Raw genomic sequence first — 17696 nt, 5'->3', positions numbered from 1 at the left:
TGGATGAAATAGAGAGTGACAATATTTAATCTGATTCTTCTTCTGATTCTTCTTCCTCTTTGAATTCATCTCTTAGCAGGTGATTAGGGATTTCCGCATTTTCTCTCAATTGTTCACCATCCAGATCATCAATCGCTTCAAACTCGCCTTTCTTTTCACCGAAAGTTATAATACCTGAAATAAGCCGAGCAAAATTCAGAATGAGATGAAAGAGGAAGAACAAGAATACATGAAGTCTTAAATTAGTAATGCCAAAAACTCCAATAGCCATGCTTATCAACACGGTTAAAAGAGCAATTGCGATATTATATTCAAATAAGAAAAATAATTTATCATAAGAGTCGTTCTTTTGAAGAAAAGATAAAAAACGTTCACCAGACAGTGAAATAAGAATAACAAGTCCTGTCAATACAAGTCCGGCAAGAGCTAGAGCAACTGACCTTCCTGTTTTAGTAATAAATAGTACATCTTGGTTAGTTAACATCCAAAAATCAAGGATATAGCTGAGGAAGACAACTACCAAGGGGACCCAAAAACTCCATGACCGTACAATCTCTATAAGTCCATATGTTTGTAGTCGACCTACGGTCCCCTTGTTTGTCATCTTAGAGGAATGTCATTACTTTACTAATCAACTCATCCTTGCGAGCTTTGACTCCGCCCACCGTATCAATATCGTCTTCTGTTGTCTGAGTTACGGGGTCTTCTCCATCGGTAATAACCTGCAATTCTTCCCTTTCATCAACATAGACTACTTTCCATGTATCCCCATATTTTGTCTCAGCCATTTCTGCCACCTGTGATATGAAGCCTTCTTCCATGTTGATACCTTCCTCTTCAAATCGTTCTGCGTCTATTCCAAGCTTATTGACCAGCATATTTCTCATTGACTCGTCAAGATCTTCCCATGCGGGGTCTGGTCCTGGATTAGAAGGGTGGAGCTCTGCTTCAATTTCATAAATCGGATATTCACTGATGACTTGCTGAAGCTCCTTGTCATTTGTTACGGGCGTAATCTCAATTTCTAAACTACCACTGCTATGTTTGTCAAACCCCTTTTTAAAATATTTAATAAAGTTCTTATTCCTTACTCGGTATGTAGAAGTATAAACTATTAGTTCTAATTCTGTATCAAGTAAGAATACGGAATAGTCTGCTTCGGTTGTTTTGGATCCTAGCTGAACAAAATCGCCCTCTTCTTCATCATATATCAATGGTTCATCTGAGTATACGCGACCAAACTTACCATAGAATCTATGCATTTCTGGATCAACACGACCGAAATACCAACCTCCATCATCTGTTTCGACTACTGCTTCTTTACGATCAAAGAATTCATCAAACTGATTAAAAGCAAGATCATCTTGCGACCAGTCGCGTTGGAGATCTTGCATACCTGGAGTGCCTGTTATTTCATAGGTCGCGTAATAGAATTTTGTACCAGCCATATACCAACACAATTTAACAATGCCCTTATAAAATGATTTCGACAGTATCCGAGCCAAGAGCTTCAAATTGATGTTTTATTACTCTAACAAATAGCCCGTCTCGATACTTGATTATTTTAAAATCGAGTTCGACCGCTTCGACCAGTGACCAGCCTAACCAGAGTATCGAACGCAGCCTACTCAGCGGTCAGTTTCAGCAGGCCCGCGCTCTTGGAGGAGATCGAGTAGCGCCGGCCAGTCGACATCTTTCTCGAATAGCCCTGCACGAAGATTCCACGCCCACGGCGCAGCGTCGTCAGGATCATACCCGACAGCCTTCTCAATCTCTTCGAGGCTGCCACCAAACAGCCGGTCAGTCGGAGCATCAGCGTCAGCTGGCCACGTCTCGAAGAATTCGGCGGTCTTCTTCGCAGCCTTGTAGAACGCCAGGGTATTGAGGCGCTTACGCTCGGGATGAAGGTCCTTTCCGGTGTGGACAACGACGGCCTCCAGGTCGACACCGAGCTTCGCGTAGCGCTTCGCCAGCGGCGTGTACTGTTCGGCCACTTCCCGGCGGTTGGTCCGGGCATCGAAGTGCGTCGACCCTTCGTCGATCAGGATAGCCTTCGGTCGGTCGCGGTGTTCGAGCAGCTGCACCGCGAGGTCGTGCGCCGAGGTGACGACAATATCCGTCGCGTCCCACGTCCGAACGTTCGAGAGGACCAGGAGGTTGTCGAGGTCGAGCGCCCGCAGCGTGATCAGGAGGATGGCCGTGTTGGTCTTGCCCGTGTTCGGGTTGCCAGCGGCCGTGATGAACGCCGGAGCGCCGTTGTTCTCAATCTCGTTCAGGAGCATCATCGGGAGCCGCAGCGCCGAAGCGTCGAGATCCTGTTCCGTGACACCGACCACGTGCGACATGACCGAGCCGTTCCCAGTGGCGACGGCTTCGGTCGCCGTGTCGGTCAGGACCTTCTGGGAGATCACCGAGCCGAGGTCGGTACCTTCGAACGTGGAACTACCTACCGGTGGCCGGTCGGTTTCCTGCATCGCAGTCTCGACGAACGACAGCGCCGCGCGGTCCTGTGCGTCCTCGACGATACCGGTGTGCGGAAGGAGCCGTTTGTCACCGTCGAGGTCCCCGCGCACCTGCTCGTAGAGCTTCGCCGCAGTCAAGAGGTGTTCGTCTACGTCGCCGTTCATAGGTAACCAGCCCTCCATAGCTGGAGCCACGCAGCGAGAGACGAGACACCGACCAAGGCGGCACCGAAGAGTTCAACGGATTCAGTCATCCGCTGGAACACCTCCCTCACCAGCACCGGCGAGGTCAGCAAGGTCTTCGTCGAGGTCGATGCGAACACCGGGAACGTCGGACGCGGGCGACTCGTCCTCCTCCGAGCGACGAATCTTCCGTTCGAGTCCAAACTGTTCGATGGCGTTGTCAATCTCGTCGGTCAACCCCTCACCTTCGTCTGGAAGGGTGTTGCGCTCGAACGTCGAGACGACACGGAGAACGGCTTTCCGAGTGGCGTTGCGGATGATAGCGAACGCCTGCGTCTCGATGGCGAAGCCACGTTTCGCGTCGTCCTCCAGCTGGCCGCGACACTCCTCGACGGCCTGGAGGGTCCGCAGTAGCTCACGGTCGGTGAGGGTCCCACGCCAGCAGCCTTCGACGGTCTGCTCGGCGAGATCGACGCGCTTGCCGAACGCGAGATTTGGACTTACCCAGTCGAGTTGCCCGTCCTCGACGGACCACTCTCGGAACCGCTGGCCGGGCATCCGGAAGATACCGCCTTTCGTGCGTCGAGCGTCAATGTCGACGAGCCAGATGTAATTCGGGTCCCACAGTAGCGACCGAACTTTCTTCGCGGTGGGTCGCCCGACGAGGATGACCGTGATAAGTCCGGTCAGTCCGATGATACGGAGGTTTCGGGGAAGATCGTACCCGAGGACCGACGCAATCACGAACAGGACGATACCGACACCGGCACCGATAGCCAGCAGATGTTCGGAGAGCCATCGGAACGCCCGGTAGGTCCGTGACCGGTCCGGTCCAGGGTCAGCGTTGTGCTGCATCTCCTCCCGGTCGAGGTCGGGGTTCTCGTCGGTCATGCCAGTCGCTCACCTCGCTGGGAGGCACCGATTTTAGCGGAGACGGCTTCGTAGAGGACGGCGACCATGACGCCGAGAGCGCCGCCGAGACCGGCGTCACGAACGTCCGCACCGGACCACGGCCCAGTGATCAGGAACGTGCTGGGCTTGCGCAGATAGTGCCACTGGTTGTTCTGCTCCATGGACTCCGCAGTCCAGAAGGAGACGCCACCAGGGGACGCGATGCGAACCGTCGTGATTGTGTCCTCGTCGAGGACGAACGCGCGAGCGGTGACGGTTCCACTCTCAGAGCTATCAGCCCGTGGCGCGACACTGATCGACTTGAACTCCGAGGACCAGAACTTGATGATCATCTCGCCGTCCTCGTAGCGGTACGACGTGACCACTACGTCGGAGTCAACGACGAGTTCTGCGTCCGGTGCGCCGGACGGCGCCGAGACTGTCGAGTTCGAGGGTGTCGCGGTCGGCGTCGAGGTCGCTTGCTGTGCGCTGGCGACACCAGCGAAGGCGATGCTACTCAGGACGAGGATGATGACGATGTGCGATTTCATATGAAGGAAGTCGGTCAGTTCACCAGAACGTCCACGAATCGACGAACTGGGATTCTATCCAACTGATCGTAGGGTCGAGGACGCTCGCCGACAGGAGGTCGATGGCTGGTCCCAACACGTCGACGCCCGACAGCTGCAAGGCGACGAGGACGCCGCCGAACAGGTACAGTCGGGGGTCGCGGGGTACGAGTGAGAGGAGCAGCCACCAGACCATCAGTATCGCCTCCGGTCGTCTCGTTGAGCGTAGAAGGCGACACCAGCAACGATCACCACGACCAAGAGTAGAGTCGAACTGGAGCCACCGAACAGTACACCACCACCAGACGTACCGAGGTTCTGCTGCCGGGTTTCCAATTCGGCGACCGTCTTAGCGAGATCGTCGTATAGCTGTGTCATCTCCGTGACGTTCGCGGTGCTGTACTGCTTCTCGTAGATGGTGATGTTCGTCCGGCGTTCGCCGCTGTGGGTCTGAATCGCGTCGAGCGTGAACGTCCCGGTCAACTCGTGCATCTGACTGTCAGTGACGATGTACTGTTGCCCGGAGATGTTGGCGGCGTCGTAGGTCTGGTTGACCTCGAACTGCCCGCTTGACGGGTTCGACTGGGACATCAGAACGCCAGTGTAGGTTTCGGACCCGGTCGTGACGTTCATGTATCCGATCTGTTCCATCGCGTCGGGGCTATTCTGACCCAACATCGTCAGTTGAGCAGCAGCCCATCCCTGATACTCGTCGCCGGGGTTGTACTGTGATTGCAGGACGTACGGATCTTGTAGGTCCGAGTTGTCGATCTCACCAGCCGTGTAGGCATCGTAGGTGTTGTTGACGACCGTGTCGAGTTGGTCGTTCACCGATTGGGCCTGACTCTGGATGTTCGTCCATCGGGTGTTGAAGTCGACAGGGTCGAGATAGACATACTCGGAGCCGCTGCTGGTGGCATTCATCTTCAAGCGTCCACCTTCGTCAGCAACGCCACTCTCAGGATTGTCGACGAGACCGGTGTTCACACCGACCTGCCCACTGCCGTAGGTACTCCCGTCGGAGTTCTTCCAGAGAGCACGGTAGCTATCGTACGCTACGTCAGTCCCGTTCAGCAGGGTGGCGTTGGTCTCACCGCCGTAGTCCTGATAGGCCCAGAAGCTCCCGCCAGATTCCAACTGCTCCATTCGGACGAAGCGATCGGTACTGCCGGTACTCTGATCGTCCTGTGTGATACCCGTTTCAGACGACGCGACACTTTGGAGGTACTCGTAGTGCTTGATCGAGGATTCCCACTGGACGATGAGATTCGTCTGTTTGACCGAGTAGTAATCGTTGACAGCGCTGTGGGCAGCACTCCGAGCAGCAGCCTCGCTGCTGCCGTTGTTCAACGCCCGGATGTAGGCGTTTTTGCCGATGATGAGTGCCTGCGTTTCGGTGTCTTGCAGGTAGTTATCCATCACCGTGAAGTAGTTTTCGTGGGCTGCACGCTGGTTAAGACCACTCTCGTAGAGGTGTTGTTTGGTCTGCTGGGCTTCGAGCTCGCTGTAGGCAATGTTTCCGTTACTGGGCTGGGCCTCACAGTCGAGTTGGGTGAACCCACTGTCGACCGCTTTGCCGATCCGTTCGCCGAGATCGCATTTGAGATCGGCGTCACCACCAGTGCCACCGATGACGGTGTATCGGTCAGGCGTAACGAGCCGACCGCCGTACTCCTCGGTCGTAGCGGTACCGTTGCCGGTGACAGTAGCGTTCACTGAGTCGTAAGCAGCACCAGCGTAGAGAGCGACGCCGTCCGTCGAGGTCGTGTCAACGTCCGTTCGAGCGAGGACAGTACTGCCAGAGCCGGGAGTTCCTTCGGTGTGCCATTCAACGGTGACAGTACCGGACATCTCGGTCGTGTTGATCACGACCATATACGGTTCGCCGTTGAACTCGTACGTCTCCGTGTTCGCCGCTGCGGTGGCAGTACCAGAGGTGTAGGGAACCGCCGCAACCACCACTAAGACAGCGATAAAAACGGACGCAAGGCGGGTTGTTCTGTGATACATGAATTACTTGACCGCCGCTCCCCAGCTGACGACGGTCACGAAGAACGCGATCTGCATCCCGAGCGGGTCACCGATCTGCAGGAGGAGGTCCGTCACTTCGACGGTGAAGTAGTCACCGAGAATGACGAGCGGCCCGAGTGCGATAGCAACCTTCTCCAAACCGTCGTAGTACTGGAACTGTTTGGTCTCGGAACTGGCGAAGGCGACGATCCACGCACCGAGGGACACCATAATGGCGTGATCGGCCGTGAGCGTATACGACAGCCACTCCAGCGTGATAGTCCCGATACCTCCGAACTGGTAGAGGGACGCCGCGAGGAACGCTCCCGAAAGGACCATTGGGACCTTGCGAACATTCAGGTAGTCGTTCATCATCCCGCTGGCCTTACTCTGGTAGCTCACTCAGCGTCACCCCGCTTGAACCGGACTGCCTTCGGATGGTACTCGATCTCTTCGCCGTCGTCGTTCGTGAACGAGTCAGTCTCTTCGGAGGTCTTGACGGCCATCAGCGAGCCGACGACCAACTCGTTCAGTAGCTGCTGCCGCTGGGACCAGTTGAGACTGTACGGCCGCCCGTCGATTTCGACAACGCCGTGATCCTGCGCGTCAAGGCGAATATCGGTGATCTGCCCACCGAACTGTTCACCAGCATCTGGGTTGATCCACTCGGAGTTGCTGTCGACTTCTTCGGGTTCGTCGAGGTCGTCGAACGTTACTTCCGGCGTTCCGCTACTGTCGGTTGACATACTACATACCAATATTCAAGATATATCTAGTATAAAGTAGACAGCAGGAGAGACAGAGTGAATCTTTATATGTGAAAAGCAGTAGAGGCACGGAACCGGCAGGAAATCACATTTCCAAAAGTTCGTCATTGAACGCGGATAGAGTCGCTACAGGAATCACATTCGAAGAGAGATAAGCACTCATCAGAAAGTTGTTTCTCATATTGATAGTGTCCCGATTCACAGGATTGACAATCATCGTTGAGACGAGGGTTCTGGAAACCACTTTGAGAGTCAACATGATACTCAGTATCGTCCCAACTTTCAGTATCAGTAAAGACCTCGGTCATTTGAACGCCATTGCCAGGACTGGCAGAGCGAAGCTCACCGTCTATCTCGATTGAGTGAACGCGCCACTCGGGAACGCGCTCTTGGTTGAGCCAGTCGGGTTGGTGTTCGGGGTCATCAAGATCGGGACGCTCAAAGCCAGCCAAAAACCCGCGTACGAGGGCTTCGGCATGGTTCTCAGGCAGATCCGACTGAAGCATTCCTAACAAACCAGCAACACCAACGTTCGGATGACGCTGCACCTTCTGTTCAATCCGTTCGATATATTCGACAGCCTCGTTTTCAAACGCGTTCTCAGGAACGTATGCGTCGTCAGGAATCGGGACAGTCGCATCTACTGCACCTTGGTACTCTGCACAGAGAGGACACTTATTCGAGCCATCAGGGTGATTGCACTGACGGTCTACTGTAGTCGGTTCACAGGCACGCCATGCGTCGACCCAATCAGTCCATAGTTCGGTGGAACCACCGTCAGAGAGGATTTCATGACTTTCACCGGAAGGGGGGTTTAGACGGTGGTCCGTGAGCGTACGGGACTGGTCGATACCATGAGGAGAGCCACACTCAGCACACTCAACGGTGTTAGTCCCTTTATCCGAGACAGTAAGCCGGTCGCCATGTTCACCTTCAAGATCAGAATGTGGTGACTCGTGGCGTTGTCTACACCGGTCAGCGATAGCAGCCCATCGAGCCGAGTCAGATCGAGAGACAGTCCGTATATTTCCGGCAGTCATCGCAGCTGCCCAAGCGATATACGAAGGAGATCGTTCGAATAGGTCGAGCGGATCAATAGAGGCGTAATCGGCTACGTATGCAGCGAGGTTTTCAACGGACTCGGGATCACGGACGGAAACAGGGGTATCGCAGTCGTCACAGGCACCCTCAGCCGCGTCCCAGGGGTTTGAAGCGGAATCAGCGTGTTCGGCACACGGCGTATTCGTATGCGCGTCGAGTCCGGCACCCTCGGTTGCGGATACATGGGTTTCCATAACGGGTGCAAAGTCGGACTGAGCGATTTGCCCGTCTACGACGATAATCGCATGTTCGTGAGCGTAGCACTGATTTTGACCAGTACCGGGGTGAGGCTCTAAAACACGCCAAAACTGCCACTCATCGTTATCGAAGCCGAGCTTATCGAGGACGTACCGGAGTTTCTGATAGACCTCTCGCCACGGATTGCGGACCCGATTGGCATGATCAACAGGGCCGACACGGGTATCGTCAGGAACGGAAGAAGCCGAGCGAGTCAGAAAGGCGACAGACGGGTTATCGAACGTAGCGGCAGTTTCACCTCCGGAGGGACGTTCACCACCGGTGAGTTCTCGAAGCCAGCCCTGACACTGAGCATAAAATTCGCGTTGATAGTCGGGCGACCAGCGGTCAGAAGCCGAGAAACTGAATTTCGTATATTCGGGATCACGGGGCCAACCGTATTGGAGGTTAATTGTAGTCTTGCGGGTCTGTTCGTGCGATTCAAGCAGATTTGCGACTGCTTCAACCCACGAAATACCCTCAACTTCCGAGACTCTCTCACCACGAACGGATTTGCGAGCGACCCAGGAATCAGCAGCATCAGCAGGAGATAGCGAGAGTCTATCAATAAGGTCAGAATGGGCTTCAGAAACGTGTTCAGACGGGTTCTGAGAAGAAGGGGAGAAGGAGGATTCACACCGACCACAGTAATAGAGAACGTCCGAATCCCATGATTCAGTTACACACTCAGTATAATCTTCTCGAACAGGGGTCCCTTCCTCAAAGGCGACGGGCACGTCAACGAGGTCGGGGCATTCTTCGATGAAAGACCAGAGAACATCATCGGCCGAAGGGAGATCCAGATCATCAGATTCGTCAGTCGGTGTATCAGGGCTTGAGGTGTCTGTTTCACACTTATTCTGATTGGTTTGCCGAGAGCCGCACGCCTCAGAGTGCCCCTTACTCATCGAACTCAGAAGAAGAAGCAGCGTTCACCAACGACCGCACCGCACCGGACCCACGTTCCGGGCCTTCGGCCGGGCTTTCGCGTTGGGATGGGTCCTCCCTACGGTCGTCCCGTGCGCTCTCTCGGTCAGTCGGACCCCCATGTGAGGGGGTCGCTCCCTCCACTCGCTCGCTTGTGTTGGATGGAGAAGCCTGCTGGTCGAGGAGGTACTGCTCAACTTCCTCTAAGATTGTGTCACGGAAGCAGTCTTGACAGAGGTCGGACTGCGCACGGTCAGTCTCAGAGTGATTGATGCAGATCTCGCCGCAGTTATCGCAGTCGTAGTGACGGTAACTCGGCCAGTCCGTCATCGAATCACCTGCCCTTCTTTCGAGACCGAAGTTACGCCGGGTTCGTTGAGACGTTCGAGAGCGACCGAACAGCGAGCGCAGGGAGTAGGGGCGAGTTCGGAAGCGCTGTTATCGCACCATCGACACTGAGGACGAGCAGGGAGGTCGCCCGTCATCGTCGGTCACCATCCTCGACGCGCTCGATGGCTCGACGAACATCCTCGTCGGTCGCCTCCAGGAGTCGAGACGCACGGATGAATTCATCTCGAGGATACGGCCAGTTCTCAGGCGAAGGAGTGTCCGTCACGAGGGGACACCCCCGTTCAGGTGATAGTTGGAATGTTCTTCAGGAGGTCGAGCTTCGAGGTTGCCCGGCTGGTTGTTCCAGCGATCTTCGTCGACGTGGTGAATGTGGAGGTCTGACCAAAGGTCGTCAATCTCGCCGTGCGCGTAGGCCGTGAGCCGGTGGAGGTACAGGTAGCGGTCGTGTCCGGCGTTGGGGTCCCAAACGCGAACCCGAGGATAGTGGTCGAGATCGAACTCGACACGCGGCCGGAAGATCACGCCGACCACCCCCTCAGTTCAGATGGAACAACGAAAACCGACAGCCGACGGCGGGGGCCGTTCAGGTGATGAACGAACTCCGAAATCCCAGTCTGAGATTCAGATTCAGAACGGGACGGAGACGCAGTAACTCGGCGGGAATCGTAACTTCCACGTAGAAGCACTAAACAGCCGGTTTTGGTACGGGCACGGTGGGATTCGAACCCACGACCGTCGGATTAGAAGTCCGACGCTCTATCCGGACTGAGCTACGTGCCCTCACCCGGAGGTAGTAGGCGAGTCTCAAAAGCCGTGTGGATTAGCCGTCGAACTCCACGTCCTCGTCGGTGGCCTCGGTAGTCGTGATGGCGATGGCGTCGGTCGTCTCGACGGCGGCGAGGCCGTCGATGTCACAGATAGCGTCGACGCGGTCGTGAGGGACCGACACCGCGAGGTCGTCGAACTGGAGGTGGCGTTCGACCGTGCCGCCGCGGTCCTCGACGGCGGCGGCGACGGTCTCGGGGTCGGCGTCGTCGGTCGTCGTCAGCGCCAGTGCGACCGACTCCCCCTCGATGGGGTCAGCACGGATACTCTCGACGGCGCGGGAGACGTACATCACTCGGAGGATGGGCCGCCGGGGCCTTGGTTGTGCCGCTCGGCCGTTTCGAGTCGGGACTCCGCGACGGCGAAGGCGAGCGTGCTCGCCAGTCCCAGCAAGGTGCCGCCGGTGAGGACGACGGCGAGGTATTCGAGGTCCTGAATCCCGAGGAAGAAGGCGCTCAGGCCGTGGAGGACCGCGCCGATGGCAAGCACGTAGAAGGGTGCGTTGAGGTAGCGCCACTTGAACGAGTCGTGGAGGTACTCGTCGGTGACGCGACCGAGACTGGAGGTGATGCCGGCGGCGGCGAACCACCGGACGGCACCGTTGACCAGCGCGGCCAGTACCTCGACCGGCGAGAGCGGGTCGGGTTGGGATTCGAGCGTGTTGACGCCGCTGACGCCGCCGATGGTCAGCAGCGCGGCGGCGACGACGTAGGTGATGATGGTTATTCGGCCGGCGTAGAACCCGGAGGTTGCGCGGTCGACGGCCTCGTCGAGCAGTCGCTCGGCGCCCAGTCCGCGGGCGAGGACGTACAGGCCCAGCAATCCGGAGATGATGCCGAGTGCGGACCCGGGAAGGCCAAGCGAGTCGACGGCAATCGTCAGCGGATAGATGAGCAACAGGATGCCAAGCGGTACCAGAATCGTGCCCCGGGTCTCCGGGTCGTCAAGCACCTGCTTGATGGTGTAGTACATCGATTCGAGGTCTTGGGCCTGCCGGACGACGACGCGGCGGACCCCGTCGATGCGGATGCGTGAACGGATGACGGGGACGACGGACTCGTCCTGTGCGCCGTCGGTGACGACGAGGGCACGGACGTCTTCGCTGGCGGCCAGCGACGCGAGGACGGTGTCGACCTCCTCGCCGACGGCGCGGTTGGCGGCCACGTCGCCGGCGTCGACGCCGGTCACCGCGGCTACCTCGACGGGTTCGTCGTCGATACCGTCCGCGATGTGGACCCCCTCGAAGAGGACGTTCACGTCAGAGTCTTCGGGGTCGGCCTGCGCGAGGGCGACGGCGGCGTCGACGACGTTGTCCCGCCCGACGACCGGCGTCTCGACGTCCGTCTTGCGGCCGAGGTCGTCGTCTAAGTCCACACACAACACCAGCAGCATCGTGAGAGGGTACGCCAGCCGCGTTTATCTGTCTTCGGGCCTGTGGTTAGACGGCGTCTGTGGCCGCCTCGCGAGTGCGTCGCTCGACGACGAGCAGTGCCGCCAGTCCGAGGATGATGAGGGTGTACGCCGCCGCCGCGAACAACGCGGACCGCTCGCTGGCGTACTCGCCGGTTCGGAAGATGATCGCTTTCCGGACCATCGCGATGACGCCGGTGTAGATGACCAGCCGGACGATACGCCGAGTCTCGCTCTCCTGTGTGTACGCGACGACAGTCTGGTACACCTCGACGATGATGAACAGCAAGAGCGCCGTGTCGATGAATCCGACGACGACCAGCGGGTCCGTGATGTCGCCGCTGAGCGCGCGTTGGACGATCTGGAGACCGAGGTCGAAGACGCCGATGGCAAAGAGGACGACGAGGACGAGTGCCGCGACCACCTCGACGTAGCGCATCAGGTCCTCGCTGCGGGCCAGCACCCGTTCGTCGAGCGTGTCCGCCGGCGTGAGTGAGCCACCGACCGGGTCGTCGCCGTCCTCGTCCATGCGAGAAACTATGCCTCGAGTTACATCAAACTCCTCCCTATCTGACGTGACCGGGGTCTGCGGGCCGTGGTTCGGGTGACTCCTCCGGCGTGCCGAGTCTGGCCACGAGTATCCCCACCGGGAGTAAGAGGAGGCTACCGACGACGAACGGCGACCAGAAGCCGACGGCGGCATAGAGGCCGCCCATCACCGGCGGGCCGACGGTGCGTGCGAGGCTGCCCGCGCCCTGCGTGACGCCGAAGGCGCTGCCCTGTACGTCCGCGCTGGCCCGCTGTGAGACCAGCGCCGTCAGCGTCACCGAGAGGATGCCGTTGCCGACGGGCAACAGCGTCAGGACGGCCAGTAGACCGAGCAGTTCGGCGGTGAGAAACGGGGCCAGCGCGGTAAGGTCCGGGAAGACGACGCCGAGCGACCGAGAGAAGGGGAGCGCCCCCACGCTGACGACGAGCAGTCCCGTCCCGGCCAGCGAGAGGGTGATCGGGCTGTATCGAGCCGTGAGTCGGCCGACGAGGACGCCCTGCGTCACGACGGCGAGCAGGCCGATGTAGGTCAGCAAGAGAGCGCTCTGGGCCGCCGTGTAGCCGTAGATATCGGCGACGTAGGGGATGAACATTATCTGGACCCCGGAGAAGGCAAAGGAGACGAGGAAGAACGCGCTCAGCAGTTCCCGCAGGCCCGGCGTGGCCACGGCGGCGCGCAGTTGGGCGAGCGAGGAGGTGCGGTCTGGCTGTCCGTCGGCGGCGTTCGGCGTCCGCGACTCCGGGAGGAACAGGAGGGCGACGACGACGCCACAGAGACTAGCGAACGCGGCGGCAAAACTGGGCAGGGAGAAGCGGTTGATAGGGATCGCTGCCGGGAGGGTTGCGTCGACGGCGGCGACGGTGGCGTCGAAAGAGAGGACGGCGCCGATACCCGGCCCGAAGATGAACCCGAGGCCGAACGCGGCGCCGATGAACCCGAGCGCGGCGGCCCGGCGCTCCGGCGGCGTCACGTCCGCGACGTAGGCCTGTGCCGTCGAGATGTTCCCGCCCATCGCGCCGGCGAGCATCCGCGAGGCAAAGAGCAGCCACAGCGCGTTCGCCAACCCGAACACCGTCCACGCCAGCACGGAGCCACACAGCGAGAGGACGAGGATGGGACGCCGGCCGACGCGGTCCGAGAGCGACCCGAGCAACGGCGCGAACCCGAACTGCATCGCCGAGTAGGAGGCCGCCAGCAGGCCGATGACGAACTCGGTGCCGCCGGGGAACGACCGGGTGTAAAAGGGGAGGATAGGGATGACGATGCCAAAGCCCAACAGATCGAGGAAGACGACGGCGAAGACGATTGCGAGGCCGCGGCGGCGGCCGGCGTCGGACATGGCAGGGAGTGGGTCGGGCGAGGGGATAAGCCCGGGGGCGGTGTCGACGCCAGCCGGCCCATGCCGACCCACACCACGCCGACGACGATGCGCACGCTTTTTCCCGCTGGACGCGGTTCTAGCCGTACACGATGATCTCCGAGGGCTGCGAGCAGTGCGCCAAAGGCGGGAAGATGGTGCTGTTCGTCTACGGCTACTGCGACCAGCGAGACTGCTTCTACTGTCCCCTCGGGGAGAACCGCAAGAACGTCACCCAGATGTACGCCAACGAGCGTCCCGTCGAGGACGACGAAGACGTCATCGAGGAGGCAAAGCGCATGAGCGCACTGGGCACCTCCATCACGGGTGGCGAACCGCAGGAAGCACTCGACCGGACCTGTCACTATCTGGAACTGCTGAAAGACGAGTTCGGCGAGGACCACCACACGCACCTCTACACCGGCATCACGGGCGGCCGCGAGAACATGCGCCGGCTGGCCGAAGCGGGCTTAGACGAGATTCGTTTCCACCCGCCGCTGGAACTGTGGGGCGACCTCCACGGCACCGAGTGGGAGGAGATACTCTACGTCGCCCGCGAGGAGGGGCTGACGCCGGCCTTCGAGATTCCGGGCATCCGCGCCGAAGAGGAGTTCCTCGAATTCCTCGACGAGGGCGCCGCCGACTTCTGTAACATCAACGAGTTCGAGATGTCCGACGGGAACTACCGCCGGATGCAGGAGGAGGGCTTCGAACTCAAAGAGGACCACATGAGCGCCGTCGAGGGGAGCCACGACATCCTCGAAACGATGGGCGACCACGAGAAGGTGTACTTCTGTACGAGCGTCTTCAAGGACGCCGCCCAGCACCGCTCCCGGCTCAAGCGGATGGCCCGCAACATCCGCCGTGAGTTCGACGACGTCACCGAGGACGGCACCCTCGTCTACGGGAAGGCGTGGGTCAGCGAGGCCCGACTGGAGGAACTGGGCGTCCCCGAGGAGTTCTACGCCGTCAAGTCCGAACACGTCGAACTGGCGTGGTGGCTCTTAGAAGAGATGGTCGAGGAGGGCGACGTCCCGAAGGGCGAACTCGTCGAGCAGTACCCGACCTACGACGGGACGGTCGTCGAGCGGACGCCGCTGTCGGGCGGGTCGAGCGGCGAACGAGCCACTGCAGACGACTGAGCGGACGACGACCGGACCGTTTCACTGGTGACGAACGCAGTGAGTCACCCGGCCGTTTCCGCCCAGCGTGGTCGAGGGGCTATCGGCGTCGGCGACGACGCCCGGTCGGGTCGCGGTCTTCTGACGAAGCGAGAGGCGCCCGGACAGCACGGCGCCCCGAGCGGGTAACCGACCGAGTAGTGAATGGAGCGTATAGCAATCGGGGGGCCGGTCGACCGGGGCGGTATGAGTAACCAGTATCCAGCGGTTACGCGCCGGGAGATGGTAGCGCTCGCGGTTGGCACGTCGCTCGCCGGCTGTTCCGGCTTGCTACCGGCCGGTCAGGAGGGCACCGCGCAACCGGTGAATCGACAGGGGACGGCGACCAGTACGGACGGCGCGCAGCAGGAACGCACCGGCGAGACGGTCCGGGCCTTCGTCGGGTCGTACCACTGGGGATACTTCCTGCTGGACGCCGACGGCACGGAGCGGGACCGGCTAACGCTGTCGCCCGGCGACGAACTCCGCCTGACGCTGTTCAACGTCGAAGCCGACAGCGCCATCGAACGCCTGCCGCAGGCAGTCCGAGCGGGTATCCCGGGGGCCGAGGACCGCGCCCGGCGGAATGAACAGAACATCCCCATCCCGCGAGGGACCTCACTCGACGCGCTGCACGAGGCCGCCGAAGCGGCGTATCCCGACCACAGCCTCGCGCTCGTCGGTGACGCGTTCCTCCAGCCCAGCGGGCGGGGACAGGGAGAACCGCCACATGGCCCGGGTGGCGGTCCGTACGGCCCCGGCGACGGTCCGTGGGGCGGCCATCACGGGCCACACGGCCCCGGTGGTGGCCGAGGACCGGGTGGCGGATACGGTCCCGGTGGTGGGCAAGGCCCGGGCGGTGGACAGGGGCCGATGGGACCCGGCGGGTGTTGGGGGCCGGCGTTCGGCGGGACGCTCGCCCCGACGACGTACCTCTGGCACCACTCGACGGTGCCCGCGGAGTTGGGCTTCGTCGTCGACACGACCGGGTCGTTCGGCTTCGCGTGTACGGTCTATTGCGGGTACGGCCACCCGTACATGGCCGAACCCGGCCGGGTCGTCGTCGGCGAGGAGTGAACTGCGTGTAAGCGGCGCCGACGTCCGGACAGGGAGGCGGTTATCGACTCCGAACAAGATTCATATCGGTGAGTCGAGTGTGTCTACCTGTTGCCCTCCATGAACTTCGACATCGACAGCGGGAAGCTGCTGTACGCGCTCGGCGTAGTGTTCGCCGCAGCGGCGTTCGTGTACTTCGTCCGAGACGTGGTGTTCGGCCTCTCGATTACGGTGAAAGCCGCCCTGCTGTTCGCTGCGTTCGTCGCCTTCTTCGTCGCCGGCGTCACCGTCCAGCGCGACGTCCTCGACGTCGTGGCGTTTGCCCTCTCGGGGCTCTCGTACGTCGTCTTCGTGGGCTACGTCGCCCTGCGGTACGACCCCGGCGAGACCGGGGTCTTCCTGTTGCTCGCGCTCTCGGCGGCCCTGTTCGTCGCGCTCGGATACGCGCTCCGAGAGGGAGAGCTGGGGCTCCCGGTCCGGACCGCCGCCGGCGTCGTGGTCGCACTGGTTCTCGTGAGTACCGTCCTCGTGGGCGTCGACGCCGTCGGCGGCGGCGTCACCTACGAGTTACAGACGAATCAGTCGGTCACCGTCGACACGCCGCCGGCCCACCCGGAGGCCCGCTACGTCGAGACCCGAGAGCGCATCGGGACGATGACCGTCACCAACGAGTTCGTGTTCACCCGGGCGATGTCGCTTCCGCGGCTACAGGGGTGTCTGGCCGGCGTCGAGGACGTGCCGCGTCGAGACGTGTGGGTATCGTATCAGGGCAGCGACTACAACCGCGACGACACCATCGCGGGCGGGGTCACGCGGCAGTTCAGCGTCGAGGCCGACATCCCGGTCGACGTGAACCAGACCGAGTCGACGACCTACACCATCGAGCGAGGGAGCGACTGTACCGTCGACCGCTCGTCGCCGACGCTCGTCGTGAACGTCGGCGAGGAAGACCTGCGGCGGGACTGAGTCAGACGGACTATCGTGAGTCAGCACGACCGCGTGCCGAGACGCGGTCGTCCCGATGCCCAGTTACGACGACCCGTATCAGTCGTCGAGTTCGCAAAGACACTGCCGGCAGTAGGTCACGCCCGCTCGGTTCTCCCTCCCGCAACTGGGACAGGCGACCGTGTCCACGGGCACCGGGTCGCCACCCGTCACCGTCGCTGTGACGGCGGCGTCGTCGAAACCCCACTCCGACCCCGACTGTTCCATCGCCTCGGCGCGCTGCTGTGCGCGTTCGATGAGTTCGTCGTCCCGCATCGCCTCCAGCCCGCGCCACAGGGCTAGGAACATCACCGTCGGGGCGAGGATGACGAACAGCCCCGAGACCACCCGGAGCGCCAGCTCTAGCTGGCCGATTGCCATACACCCACATGGATCTGGAGCGACGAGAAGCCTTCGGCGCTCAGTAGTTGTACAGCGAGACGACGTAGGGGAGTTGGTTGTACATCCAGACGGCGAGCGGGATGCCCACGATGGTCAGCGTCAGCGTGTAGGCGACGCCCGTCCAGATGCCGCTGGCCCACCACCCGACCAGCAGGAACCACACCGCCCGCACGAGCAGGGAGTGCTGGCTGCCGCCGTCGCTCTCCTCGACCAGCGTCTCCCGCCGTTTCAGCGAGAGTACCAGCGGCACCCTGTTTATCATCTTGATGCCAAGCGGGATGCCGATTATCGTGACGTTGAGCAGCCACGCTATCGAGAGCCACACGCCGGTCAGCCACCACCCGACCAGCACGAACCACACCGCTCGCACCAGCAGGGAGCGTTGGTCACTCATAGCCGGCACTAGCCCGCCGCGGGACATAAGCTTCCTGTCCGAGCACTGAGGACAGAATTC

At 60.2% G+C, this 17696-nt stretch carries 20 protein-coding genes and 1 tRNA gene; 3 read left to right on the top strand and 18 right to left on the bottom strand.

Translation table 11 applies throughout. The features are described from left to right. Window positions 1-25: 25 nt before the first annotated feature. The 16 genes from G9465_RS02855 to G9465_RS02780 form a co-directional block, all read right to left on the bottom strand. Window positions 26-523, bottom strand: a complete 498-nt coding sequence (locus tag G9465_RS02855; RefSeq protein WP_166967355.1) for a hypothetical protein — start codon at window positions 521-523, stop codon at window positions 26-28. Window positions 524-605: 82 nt separating this feature from the next. Further along, window positions 606-1448, bottom strand: coding sequence for a DUF4747 family protein (locus G9465_RS02850; RefSeq protein WP_166967353.1), 843 nt, complete (start codon window positions 1446-1448; stop codon window positions 606-608). A 180-nt stretch (window positions 1449-1628) separates the two neighbouring features. Continuing rightward, window positions 1629-2627: a hypothetical protein gene (locus G9465_RS02845; RefSeq protein ID WP_166967351.1), complete on the bottom strand. Its 999-nt coding sequence runs from the start codon at window positions 2625-2627 to the stop codon at window positions 1629-1631. Between the two features lie 81 nt (window positions 2628-2708). Beyond that, window positions 2709-3536 (bottom strand): hypothetical protein, encoded by an 828-nt coding sequence (locus tag G9465_RS02840; protein WP_166967349.1) that lies wholly within the window; start codon window positions 3534-3536, stop codon window positions 2709-2711. Beyond that, window positions 3533-4087 (bottom strand): hypothetical protein, encoded by a 555-nt coding sequence (locus G9465_RS02835; RefSeq protein ID WP_166967347.1) that lies wholly within the window; start codon window positions 4085-4087, stop codon window positions 3533-3535. The genes G9465_RS02840 and G9465_RS02835 overlap by 4 nt, the downstream gene beginning before the upstream one ends. A gap of 19 nt (window positions 4088-4106) precedes the next feature. Then, the gene (locus G9465_RS02830; RefSeq protein ID WP_166967346.1) at window positions 4107-4301 is read right to left on the bottom strand and encodes a hypothetical protein; all 195 of its coding nucleotides are present in this window, start codon (window positions 4299-4301) and stop codon (window positions 4107-4109) included. Further along, window positions 4301-6064, bottom strand: coding sequence for a hypothetical protein (locus G9465_RS02825; protein ID WP_166967345.1), 1764 nt, complete (start codon window positions 6062-6064; stop codon window positions 4301-4303). The genes G9465_RS02830 and G9465_RS02825 overlap by 1 nt, the downstream gene beginning before the upstream one ends. Before the next feature lie 54 nt (window positions 6065-6118). Next, window positions 6119-6517: a hypothetical protein gene (locus G9465_RS02820; protein WP_166967344.1), complete on the bottom strand. Its 399-nt coding sequence runs from the start codon at window positions 6515-6517 to the stop codon at window positions 6119-6121. After that, window positions 6514-6861, bottom strand: a complete 348-nt coding sequence (locus G9465_RS02815) for a hypothetical protein (RefSeq protein ID WP_166967343.1) — start codon at window positions 6859-6861, stop codon at window positions 6514-6516. The genes G9465_RS02820 and G9465_RS02815 overlap by 4 nt, the downstream gene beginning before the upstream one ends. A 125-nt stretch (window positions 6862-6986) precedes the next feature. Then, on the bottom strand, window positions 6987-9128 hold the full coding sequence (locus G9465_RS02810; protein WP_166967342.1) for a hypothetical protein: 2142 nt from the start codon (window positions 9126-9128) through the stop codon (window positions 6987-6989). A gap of 631 nt (window positions 9129-9759) precedes the next feature. After that, a complete protein-coding gene (locus G9465_RS26375; RefSeq protein WP_227015767.1) occupies window positions 9760-10020 on the bottom strand; it encodes an HNH endonuclease in 261 nt (86 codons plus the stop codon). A 183-nt stretch (window positions 10021-10203) separates the two neighbouring features. Next, window positions 10204-10278, bottom strand: a tRNA-Arg gene (locus tag G9465_RS02800). Between the two features lie 40 nt (window positions 10279-10318). Beyond that, a complete protein-coding gene (locus G9465_RS02795) occupies window positions 10319-10615 on the bottom strand; it encodes a hypothetical protein (protein WP_166967339.1) in 297 nt (98 codons plus the stop codon). Further along, window positions 10615-11715 (bottom strand): DUF373 family protein, encoded by a 1101-nt coding sequence (locus G9465_RS02790; protein WP_166967337.1) that lies wholly within the window; start codon window positions 11713-11715, stop codon window positions 10615-10617. The genes G9465_RS02795 and G9465_RS02790 overlap by 1 nt, the downstream gene beginning before the upstream one ends. Window positions 11716-11761: 46 nt before the next feature. After that, window positions 11762-12262 (bottom strand): phosphate-starvation-inducible PsiE family protein, encoded by a 501-nt coding sequence (locus G9465_RS02785; RefSeq protein ID WP_166967335.1) that lies wholly within the window; start codon window positions 12260-12262, stop codon window positions 11762-11764. A gap of 37 nt (window positions 12263-12299) precedes the next feature. Continuing rightward, the gene (locus tag G9465_RS02780) at window positions 12300-13622 is read right to left on the bottom strand and encodes an MFS transporter (RefSeq protein ID WP_166967333.1); all 1323 of its coding nucleotides are present in this window, start codon (window positions 13620-13622) and stop codon (window positions 12300-12302) included. A gap of 131 nt (window positions 13623-13753) precedes the next feature. On the opposite strand from G9465_RS02780, the gene G9465_RS02775 reads away from it, so the two are divergent. From G9465_RS02775 to G9465_RS02765, 3 genes are all read left to right on the top strand, one after another. After that, on the top strand, window positions 13754-14782 hold the full coding sequence (locus G9465_RS02775) for a radical SAM protein (protein WP_166967331.1): 1029 nt from the start codon (window positions 13754-13756) through the stop codon (window positions 14780-14782). Window positions 14783-15007: 225 nt separating this feature from the next. Further along, on the top strand, window positions 15008-15877 hold the full coding sequence (locus G9465_RS25380) for a hypothetical protein (RefSeq protein WP_193571729.1): 870 nt from the start codon (window positions 15008-15010) through the stop codon (window positions 15875-15877). Between the two features lie 99 nt (window positions 15878-15976). Next, the gene (locus G9465_RS02765) at window positions 15977-16822 is read left to right on the top strand and encodes a DUF1109 domain-containing protein (protein ID WP_166972861.1); all 846 of its coding nucleotides are present in this window, start codon (window positions 15977-15979) and stop codon (window positions 16820-16822) included. A 78-nt stretch (window positions 16823-16900) separates the two neighbouring features. On the opposite strand, the gene G9465_RS25375 is transcribed toward G9465_RS02765, so the two are convergent. Continuing rightward, entirely contained in the window at window positions 16901-17221 is a 321-nt protein-coding gene (locus G9465_RS25375; RefSeq protein ID WP_193571728.1) for a zinc ribbon domain-containing protein, read from the bottom strand. 40 nt (window positions 17222-17261) lie between these two features. Continuing rightward, on the bottom strand, window positions 17262-17636 hold the full coding sequence (locus G9465_RS02755) for a YccF domain-containing protein (protein ID WP_166967329.1): 375 nt from the start codon (window positions 17634-17636) through the stop codon (window positions 17262-17264). Window positions 17637-17696 lie beyond the last annotated feature (60 nt).

It is taken from the genome of Haloarcula sp. JP-L23, assembly GCF_011602445.1.
In the GTDB taxonomy this organism is placed as follows: Archaea; Halobacteriota; Halobacteria; order Halobacteriales; family Haloarculaceae; genus Haloarcula; species Haloarcula pellucida.
The sequence above is the reverse complement of the archived record's forward strand: the minus strand, read 5'-3'. Positions and strand labels throughout refer to the sequence as shown.